This window comes from Kitasatospora sp. NPDC059327 (assembly GCF_042752535.1).
GTDB lineage: Bacteria > Actinomycetota > Actinomycetes > Streptomycetales > Streptomycetaceae > Kitasatospora.
The window spans coordinates 10,543-19,716 of sequence record NZ_JBHYYB010000132.1 but is presented as its reverse complement, the minus strand read 5'-3'; the positions used below and the strand labels follow the sequence as shown (position 1 = coordinate 19,716).

Below are 9,174 nucleotides of genomic sequence, written 5' to 3'. Positions count from 1 at the left end.
GGGCCCCGGAGAGCGCGTCGCTCTCCGGGGCCCCGCGGCGTCCGTCCTCAGCCCTCCTGCGCGGTGGGGCGCCGGTCGGCCGCCGGCTGCCCGTCGGCGGCGTCGCCGGTACGGCTCTCGGTGCGCCGTCCCCGGGCCAGGTAGTCGCGCAGGATCAGCTCGACGGCGTCCTGCGGGTTCTTGGTGCCGGAGAGCAGCATCGCGTCGATCGCGAGATTGGCGTCGAGCGTGACGGTGACCTGGGCCATGTGACTCCTCCTCGGGTGCGGAGCAGCAGCATGCCCGCCGGGCCGCGGTTTGACCATGCCCGCTCCGGGGCCGGGCGCGCCGGGGCCCCCGGGGAGGAGCGACCAGACTCTCCCCGGGGGCCCCGGCGGGTGCGGGCGGGCCGCAGTGGCCCGCGCGCGAGGGATCAGACCCGGCCGGCGAAGTCCGGGGCCCAGTTGGCGACGGTCTGGGTCCGCACACCCGAGCTCGGGTTGGCGGCCTCGACGTAGCTGCCGTCGCCGATGTAGATCGCGACGTGGTACACGCCCGAGTCCTGGCCGTTGTTGGACCAGAACAGCAGGTCGCCCGGCTTGAGGGCGTCCAGCGAGACGTGGGTGCTGGCGGCGGCCTGGTCGGCGGCGACGCGCGGGACGGAGATGCCCGCGGCGCGCAGCGCGGCCTGGGTAAGGCCCGAGCAGTCCCAGCCGCCGTTGCCGGTGCCGCCGTAGACGTAGGCCTGGCCGACCTTCGACTTGGCGAAGGAGACGGCGGCGGCCATGCTGCCGGTGGCGGCCTGGGCCGGGGCCTCGGCGGCCGGGGCCGGGGTGGCCGGGGCCCCGGTCTGCGCGGCCGGCTCGGCGGCGGTCGTGGTGGAGCCGGCGGCCTGGCCGGTCTTGCCCGAGGAGCGGTTGAACCAGTCGAAGCCCTGACCGGACTCGTTCGAGGCCTGCGCCTTGGCACGGTCGCCCAGGCTCAGGCGCTGGCCCGGGTAGATGACGTGCGGGCCGGCGGTGAGGGAGCCGCGGTTCAGCTCGTACAGCCGCTCCCAGCCGCCCTGGATGTTGTTCTTGTCGGCGATCGAGGAGAGCCAGTCGCCGGCGACCACGGTGTAGTCGCCGGCCTTGGTCCCGGTGTCCTGACCGGCGGCCTGGCGCTGGTACTGCTGCCAGTTCTGACCGCCCCGCGACTGCTGGGCGGAGTCGCCGGCGGCCGGGGCGGCCTTCGGGGTGGCCGCGGGCGCGGCCGGCTTGGCGGCGGGGGCCTGGGTCTGTGCCGGGGCCGGGGCCGGGGTGGCCTTCGGGGCGGCAGGCTTGGTGGCGGTGGCGGTGGCGGTGGCGGTGTCGACGGCGGCCGGGGTGCCGCCCTTGGTCAGACCGGCCTTGACGGAGCAGACCGGCCAGGCGCCGGGGCCCTGCGAGGCGAGCACCTTCTCGGCGATCGCGATCTGCTGGTCCTTGGTGGCGAGGTCGGCGCGGGCGGCGTACGCGGTGCCGCCGAACGCCGCCCAGGTGCTGCTGGTGAACTGGAGGCCGCCGTAGAAGCCGTTGCCGGTGTTGATGCTCCAGTTGCCGGTGCTCTCGCACTGGGCGACCTTGTCCCAGGTGGCGACCGAGGCGGCGGAGGCGGTGCCGGAGGTGAGGCAGGGGACGGTGAGGCCGATGCCGACGACGCCGAGGGTGGCGATCGCGCGGCGGGTGCGGCCGGACAGGCGGGTGCCGTTGGTGGGCAGCATGAAGACGTGGTCCTCTCCCACGCCTGCGAGGTGAGCTGTCGGATTCGGGCTGGAGTTGCCCGGCCGCGCTGTGGACGCGGCTTCACCCCTAGCCCTGAACCGGTTCGCGGACCGGTCCCGGGCGACTTACCTGTGGTTCCCCCGCTCCTGCCGCGGTGCGTTCTGCGCTGCCAGCGCACCCGACGGCAGGACTCGGCGTTGCGGGTGGGCTGGGTCCGTGTGGCCACGAACGGGGAGCACGTTAAGCAGACTTAAGTTCAATCCGCAAACATGTGTGATGCACGTCACGGTTTGCGAAACGGGTGGTGAATGGCTGTCCACCATGATCAGAAATGACCGATTTCGGGCAACGCCCGTCGGAGTCACGGCAACTGCCTATGCTTCAGGGCGTCAGGATCGACGCGGCCGTCTGGGGGGAGGGCTACGCAACGATGGCCATGGACGAGGACCCGCGGGCCGGCCGGCCCGCCGCGCGCGCCCGTGGAGCGCACCGCAGGGCAAAACACCGCAGAGCGGACATCCCGCCCGTAGAGCCCCGAACTCCCGTACCTCGTCGGACGATGCTGCGCTGGCTCGCCGTCGGCACGGTGTTCGCGGCGGTCGGCGGCGAGGAGGCGCTGCGACGCTCCCTCGGCGGCGGCGCCGAGCCCGTGGCGGCCGTCCAGGGCCCCGTCCCGGCCCCGGCGGCGGACGGCACGCCCGCCGGGCACCTGCACGGCGCCCCGTCGCCCCGCTCGTCCCCGGGGACGTCCGGTCCCGGTCCCGGCGCCACGTCGGCGGGCATCCCCGAGGGCGCCGTCACGCCCGGAACGCCCGCCGCCGCGCCCGCCCCCGCGCCCACGCCGGACCAGGGCGGCCGCCGCTGGTCCGATCCGGCCGGCTGGGGCGGCCGGGTGCCCGGCCCGCGGAGCGCCGTCCGGATCACCGACCGGGTGCTGCTCGACACCGACGCCACCGTCGGGTCGCTGCTGGTCGAGCCCTCGGGCGCGCTCACCTTCGCCGCCGACCGCAGCCTCACCCTCGCCGCGGCCGGCAACGTCGAGGTCCGCGGCACCCTCGCGCTCGCCCCCGACGGCGCCGCCGTCCACACCGTGCGGTTCCCCGCGGTCGACGAGCGGCGGTTCCGGGGTGACGGCATGAAGGTGGTCGACACCGACGTCGGCCTCTGGGTCACCGGCGCCGGGTACCTGCGGCTGGACGGCGCCGCCAAGACCGCCTGGGTGCGCGCGGACCGGGCGCTCGCCGCCGGCGACACCACCGTCAGCCTGGCCGCGCCGCCCACCGGTTGGCTGCCCGGTGACGAACTGGCCGTCACCCCGACCGGCCCGCCGAACGAGGACGGCTTCTCGACCCGCTACGACCTGGCCGTCGTCCGGTCCGTCAGCGGATCCACCGTCACCCTGGAGGCACCGCTCCAGTACCCGCACCCCCGGGTGAGCGCCGGTGGCGGCGTCACGGTCGGCGCCGAGGTGCTCAACCTGACCCGCAGCGTGCGGGTCGAGGGCACCGCCGGGGGCCGCGCCCACGTCCACCTCACCAGCAGCCGCCGGGCCGACCTGCGGCACGCGGCGCTGCGCTGGGTCGGCCCGCGCGCCGACACCGAGGAGTCCTGGAAGGGCCCGGACGGCAGCGCGCCGGTCACCGCCCCGGTGCTCGGCCGCTACGGGCTGCACTTCCACATGCTCGGCGACACCACCCGGGGCACCGTCGTCGAGGGCGTGGTGGTCCGCGACGCGGGGAGCCACGCCTTCGTCCCGCACGCCAGCCACGGCATCACCTTCCGCGGCTGCGTCAGCCACGACACCTGGGAGGATGCCTACTGGTGGGACGGCCCGCTGGACACCCGCACCCCGCAGCAGCCGTCCGACGACATCGTCTACGACTCCTGCGTCGCCTCCCGCACGCGGCTGGAGCCCAATCCGCGCGCCTACCGGCTGGCCGGCTTCAACCTCGGCGCCGGCACCGGCGGCAAGGCGGTGGACTGTGTGGCGGTCGGCGTCCAGGGGGCCGACGGCGCCTCCGGCTTCGAGTGGCCGGAGAACAGCGAGGGGGTCTGGACCTTCCAGCGCTGCCTGGCCCACAACAACCTGCGGAACGGCATCTTCGTCTGGCTGAACGCCCGGCAGCACCACGTGGTCACCGAGTTCGCGGCCTACCACAACGGCGGGTGGGGCATCGAGCACGGCGCGTACCTCAACGACTTCGACTACACCGCGAGCGTGCTCTACGGCAACGGCGCCGGGGGAGTGGCGCTGCACGCGCTCGGCCGGGACACGGGGACGCTCTTCGACGGGTTGCTGATCGACGCCGCCGGGCAGAGCGACTTCGGCGTCTCCACCGCCCGGCACGAACTCGCCGGGGTGACCGTCACCTTCAGCCGCAGCCGGATCACCGGCCACCGCCGGGCCGGGATCGCGTTCCGCGCCACCCCCGACGGCAAACCGGACGACGTCCTCGTGCTGGACTGCGAGTTCGGCGGCAACGAGCTCTGGATCGACCCGGAGTCCGCGCCGCCCGCGAACCTCCTGCTGCGCCGGGCCGGGCAGGCCGAGGTGCTCCAGGTGCGCAAGGCGGACGGCGGGGGCGCCGCTCAGCCGCGGTGGAACGCGACCGGGGTACCGGTACCGACCTTCGCCGCGCAGTCCCGGCCGGTGCAGGTGCCGGCGTTGCGGCTGAGGGACGCCGCGGCGGTCACCGGCCGGGTGGGCGGGCGCTCCTGAGGCGGGTGCTCCCCGGCGGGCGGGGGCCGTTCCGGGCGGCGTCCCACCCGGCCGGGGCCGACCACACGTCGAGGGCCCGGAGCGGGTGCGCTCCGGGCCCTGCGGCGTTCGTGGTCCGCTACTCGGCGGCGGCCTCCGCGGCCTCCTGGGCGGCGGCCTGCTCGGCGTAGGCCTCGGGCGCGACGGCGGGCAGCACCGCCAGGTAGGTGGAGGCGATCAGCTGGCCCACCGTCGGGTAGGCGCCGAGCGGCGCGGCGCTCGGGCAGCCGGTCTCCTCGGCGGCGGTGGCGAGCAGCTCGGAGTCCGCCTCCGGGCCGATCACCAGCGGGGCCAGCGCGGGGCGCTGGGAGCCGGTCTCCTTGAGGTGCGCGACGGCGGCGGCCACCGAGCCGGGCACGTCGAGCGCGGCGGCGACGACCGGCACCGCGAGGCGGGCGGCCAGCAGCACGCCGGTGATCCCGGCGGCCGCGGCGGCCTCCTCGCCACCGACCGTGGTGAGGACCACGCCGTCCGCGGCCGTCGCGATGGCGAACAGCCGGGCGCGGTCGGCCCGGGCCAGTCCGGCCTCGGAGAGGCGGACGTGGACGGCTTCGGCGAGCAGCGGGTGCGGGCCCAGGACGTCGGTGACGTGGGCGCCGTACTGGGCGGCCAGCGCGTGCAGTTCGGTCAGGAAGTCGTGCGGGCCGGGAACCAGCGGCACCACGACCGGAGCGGGCAGGCCCGCTTCGGCGGCGTGCGCCAGCAGCTCGGCGACGGTGTACTCGTCACTGCCGGGCGCGCTCTCGCCCGCGACGTCGGTGAGGTAGCCGGCCGCGGTCTGCACGCCGTTCTGCTCGCTGCGTACGATCGAGAGCAGTTCCTCGACGACGGAACGGGACTCCGGCCCGGCGGTCGCGGGCACCGCGAGCACCAGGGCCGGGGAGCCGGTCGGGATCTCGGGGCGCTCGGGGCGGCGGTGGCGCCCCCGCGCACGGGAGCCTGGGGTGCGGACGGGCAGTGGCGCGCCCGGGATGGCTGCGGTGCTCATGGCGGAGATCGTAGGACATCGGCCGGCCGAGGCTGCAGTCGGCTGCCGTGCCGGGAGGGGCGGGCTGCCCGAAAACCGGACATACCGTAACCAATCCCTGTGTGGCCACCACTTCTCCCTGAGACGTGACGGGAGGTGCGTCGCGTTGCGGCGGTGGCACGTGACATGTCTCACAGCATGCGGACGGTCTGACGGAGTGTCACGGCGGTGCGACTGCGGGCGTCCGAAGATCAACATTCAGCGGGTGGCCGCCTACGGGCGGTTATCGGAGTCCTACCGGTTCCATCGGGAATGTCCGCTTACGTTCCCTCAGGTGTCGGGGCGGTGAAGAGTTCCGATATGTCGACGAAAGGCCCGTGCACCTGCAACGTCCCGTGCTGATGCACGTGCACTGGAGCTATCATCACGTCAAGTGAGGCGTTGTGCCGGGCCGGTACGGGGCCGGTCCAGTCGTTCGGCCGAGTGCCGGGGCGCCGAGCTGGACGACCACTCCGGAGCTCTTCGGGAGATTTCTATGCACGACAGGTACGACACGTACAACGGGATGGCGGCCGCGGACCTCAAGGACGTGGTCTGGCAGAAGAGTCTGCACAGCAACTCTCAGGGCAACTGCGTCGAGTTCGCCGCCCTCCCGGGGGGCGACGTGGCGATGCGCAACTCACGCTTCCCGGACGGCCCGGCACTGATCTACACCCGGGCCGAGATCGCGGCGCTGCTGCTGGGCGCCAAGGACGGGGAGTTCGACCACCTGGCGGTCTGAGCGGTCGTCCTCTTCACCATCGGGGGGCCGTCGTGGGTGCTGACACCACGACGGCCGTTGTCTTCTCCGGCCGTCCGCCCCGTGGTGGGCGCCGTCCGGGTGCCGCCGGAGCGGCTGTCCGGCCAGGGGTGCTCGCCGGGGCTGCCGCGGGTCGGGTGGCCGGCGCGGGCTGCCGGGGCGGCGCGGGACGCCGGCCGCGGTGCCGCCGCGGCGGCTGCCGAGTGGCCGTGGCAAGGGGTGTGCCAAGGGGTGTGCGGGGCCGCAGGCCGGGAGTGGTGTGGTCCTCCCCGGAGCCGCGGGCCACTGCTAGGCCGAGCGACGATGCCGTCCGCCGAGTTCCGGAAGCGTGCCCGCCTCGGACTCGAACAGGGCCCAGACCACCTTGCCGCCGCCCAGCGGGTGCCAGCCCCAGGACCGGCTGAAGGAGTCCACCAGGTGCAGCCCGCGGCCCGACTCGGCGACGAAGTCCGCCTCCCGTGCCACCGGCCCGGTGCTGCTGGGGTCGCTGACCGCGCAGACCACCTGCGGCGCGCGGTGCACCAGGCTTATTCGGATCGGCAGTCGCCCCTCGGGCCCCGCCTGCGTGGGAAAGTCGTAGTCGTCGAGCGCGTTGCCCGCCGCACCGGGGCACGCGCCGATCGCGTGCCGCAGCGCGTTGGTCACCAGTTCCGAGGCCACCAGCGCGACGTCGTCGAACAGCTCGCTCAGTCCCCAGCGCTGAAGAGCGGTCCTGGCGAAGTCGCGCGCGGTTCTGACGGCTTCGTAGCGAGGGGCGAGCGTACAGGTGACCACATGGGGATCGACTGCCAAAGCCGTACCGGTGCTCATGAAGAGCTCCTCCCATAAGGGGGCGGACACGGCTGGACCCGCCGGGGTCATGCCGGTCACCTCCGACTCGCTAGGCCGCGCGGCCGCCCTCGACCAGGCGCGCGCGCACACGAACGCCCGGTGGCGCGACGGCGCTGCCGGGCTGGTGCGCGGAGTCGCGTGTGGGGTCGACGCGGAGCCCGCGGGATTGCCAGGGATGTGCAGGTGCACGTGCACCATGGTCCTCTGCGCTCACTGCAGATGCAAGAGTCGATTCACGTGCAGTCGTTCAAATGGCATATGCAAGCGCCGGATGCACGTGCATCCTGGTGTGTGGAGTGCAGAACTGATAGGAACATCCGTCAGTATCGGCACCGTGAGCGCTCAACTGATGGCAGACTGTGCGCTGTTTGCCCTAGGTGGAGGTTTCGACCGCATGACCACAGTTCAGCCGGGCGGCGGCTCGATGGTCCGCCGGATCCTCCTCGGCTCCCAGCTGCGCCGGCTCCGTGAGGCGCGCGGCATCACCCGCGAGGACGCGGGCTACGCGATCCGCGCCTCCGAGTCCAAGATCAGCCGGATGGAGCTCGGCCGCGTCAGCTTCAAGGAGCGCGACGTCGCCGACCTGCTCAGCCTGTACGGAGTGGACGACGGCGGCGAGCGCGAGGCACTGCTCGGCCTGGTCCGCGAGGCCAACAAGTCCGGCTGGTGGCACAGCTTCAACGACGTGCTGCCGGGCTGGTTCCAGACCTACGTCGGCCTGGAGGAGGCCGCCGCACTGATCCGCCAGAGTCGCCCGGTGATCAGCGAGGAAGAGGTCGAGCGGCGGGTCAGCCTGCGGCTGCGCCGCCAGAAGCTGCTGACTGAGGGCAGCAGCCCCCGGCTCTGGGCCGTCATCGACGAGGCGGCGCTGCGCCGGCCGGTCGGCGGCCCCAAGGTGATGCGCGGTCAGGTGCAGTACCTGATCGACATCGCCGAGCAGGCCAACGTGGTGATCCAGGTGATGCCGTTCCGTTTCGGCGCGCACGCGGGGGAGTCCGGTGCGTTCACCATCCTGCGCTTCCCCGAGCAGGACCTCGCCGACGTGGTCTACCTGGAGCAGCTCACCAGCGCGCTCTACCTCGACAAGCGCGACGACGTCGACGCGTACATCCAGGTCATGGAGCGGCTCTGCGTCGACAGTCTGACGCCCGAGCGCACCATCGACCTGCTGGGGTCGATCCTGAAGGAGCGCTGACCCCGGTCCGACCGCCGCACCGAACGGCCGCCGGCCACCGCGCTCAGCCGCGGGCCGGCGGCCGTTCGCGCTCCGGCGGCAGGGGCTGCGGCGGGAGGCCCAGGCGCCAGTCCAGGTCGTAGCGGCCGAACAGATCGGCCCGGATCAGGGCCAGCGGCAGCTCGGCGCCCGGCAGCAGGACCCCGATGCACCCGCCCATCAGCGCGCTGCGCAGCACCGCGTGCTCGGCGAGCGGGTCGGGCGCGCCCCAGTCCCGCAGCAGCCCCTGGAGGATCGCGCCGAGCCGGCGCTGCTCGGGGTCCTGGACGAACGCGCCGGTGTCCGGGTCCAGGATCAGGGCCAGGTGGGAGCGCATCACCCGGGGGTGGTCCATCGCCAGCCCCAGCACCGTGTCGATCGCGCGGGCCAGCCGGGCCTCCGGCGAGGAGCCGGGCCGCATCCCGTCCAGGGCGGTGGACAGCGCCTGATGCATCATCCGGTGGGTCGCCGACTGCATCAGCAGCCGTTTGCCGTCGAAGTAGTACGAGAGCAGGCCGCGGGCGAGTCCGGCCCGCTCGGCTATGTCGGTGAGCGTGGTGCCCGCGTAGCCGTGCTCGTCGACGAGTTCGACGGTGGCGCGCATGATGCGCCGGCGGGAGCGTTGACGCATTTCCTCATTGACCGAATCCCCGCGAGGTGCCATCGTGTCTGCTCCGTACGTTCGTTGGCTCCTGGCCAATATACTGGCGGCCCGAGCGGCCGATCCGCGGACCCGGCACTTCGGCGGGCCTGCGGCCATCGGCTCGTACGGCGGCGGGGGGGGCCCCCCCACCGGGGGGTGGGTGTTTGGGGGGGGGGGCCCCCAGGCGGGGGGGGGGGGCGAGGGGGGGGGTGTGTGCGGGGGGGGGGGCGCGCGGGGCGACC

Annotated in this window: 8 protein-coding genes and 1 riboswitch; of the genes, 3 read left to right on the top strand and 5 right to left on the bottom strand. The window is 73.9% G+C overall.

Features of this window, described 5'->3' with window-relative positions; translation table 11 throughout:
• Positions 1-47 precede the first annotated feature (47 nt).
• Together ACFXHB_RS40395 and ACFXHB_RS40390 are read right to left on the bottom strand one after the other, a co-directional pair.
• Positions 48-248: a hypothetical protein gene (locus tag ACFXHB_RS40395; protein WP_380581409.1), complete on the bottom strand. Its 201-nt coding sequence runs from the start codon at positions 246-248 to the stop codon at positions 48-50.
• Positions 249-412: 164 nt separating this feature from the next.
• Positions 413-1,741: a transglycosylase family protein gene (locus ACFXHB_RS40390; RefSeq protein WP_380581407.1), complete on the bottom strand. Its 1,329-nt coding sequence runs from the start codon at positions 1,739-1,741 to the stop codon at positions 413-415.
• Positions 1,728-1,888: riboswitch (cyclic di-AMP (ydaO/yuaA leader) on the bottom strand. It overlaps the preceding gene by 14 nt.
• A gap of 392 nt (positions 1,889-2,280) precedes the next feature.
• On the opposite strand from ACFXHB_RS40390, the gene ACFXHB_RS40385 reads away from it, so the two are divergent.
• Complete coding sequence (locus ACFXHB_RS40385) at positions 2,281-4,440, top strand: hypothetical protein (RefSeq protein WP_380581405.1); 2,160 nt, start codon at positions 2,281-2,283, stop codon at positions 4,438-4,440.
• Positions 4,441-4,558: 118 nt separating this feature from the next.
• Here the strand turns inward: ACFXHB_RS40385 and ACFXHB_RS40380 are convergent, their stop codons facing one another.
• A complete protein-coding gene (locus ACFXHB_RS40380) occupies positions 4,559-5,467 on the bottom strand; it encodes a hypothetical protein (protein ID WP_380581403.1) in 909 nt (302 codons plus the stop codon).
• Between the two features lie 514 nt (positions 5,468-5,981).
• Between ACFXHB_RS40380 and ACFXHB_RS40375 the strand changes: the two genes are divergently transcribed.
• Positions 5,982-6,227: a DUF397 domain-containing protein gene (locus tag ACFXHB_RS40375; protein WP_329490764.1), complete on the top strand. Its 246-nt coding sequence runs from the start codon at positions 5,982-5,984 to the stop codon at positions 6,225-6,227.
• 306 nt (positions 6,228-6,533) lie between these two features.
• Here the strand turns inward: ACFXHB_RS40375 and ACFXHB_RS40370 are convergent, their stop codons facing one another.
• Positions 6,534-7,055 carry an ATP-binding protein gene (locus ACFXHB_RS40370; RefSeq protein WP_380581400.1) on the bottom strand — a complete coding sequence of 174 codons (522 nt, stop codon included), beginning with the start codon at positions 7,053-7,055 and terminating at the stop codon, positions 6,534-6,536.
• A gap of 415 nt (positions 7,056-7,470) precedes the next feature.
• On the opposite strand from ACFXHB_RS40370, the gene ACFXHB_RS40365 reads away from it, so the two are divergent.
• Positions 7,471-8,271 carry a helix-turn-helix domain-containing protein gene (locus ACFXHB_RS40365; RefSeq protein ID WP_380581398.1) on the top strand — a complete coding sequence of 267 codons (801 nt, stop codon included), beginning with the start codon at positions 7,471-7,473 and terminating at the stop codon, positions 8,269-8,271.
• 43 nt (positions 8,272-8,314) lie between these two features.
• Here ACFXHB_RS40365 and ACFXHB_RS40360 read toward each other — a convergent pair whose 3' ends face one another.
• Positions 8,315-8,920: a TetR/AcrR family transcriptional regulator gene (locus tag ACFXHB_RS40360; RefSeq protein ID WP_380581397.1), complete on the bottom strand. Its 606-nt coding sequence runs from the start codon at positions 8,918-8,920 to the stop codon at positions 8,315-8,317.
• Positions 8,921-9,174: the final 254 nt, after the last annotated feature.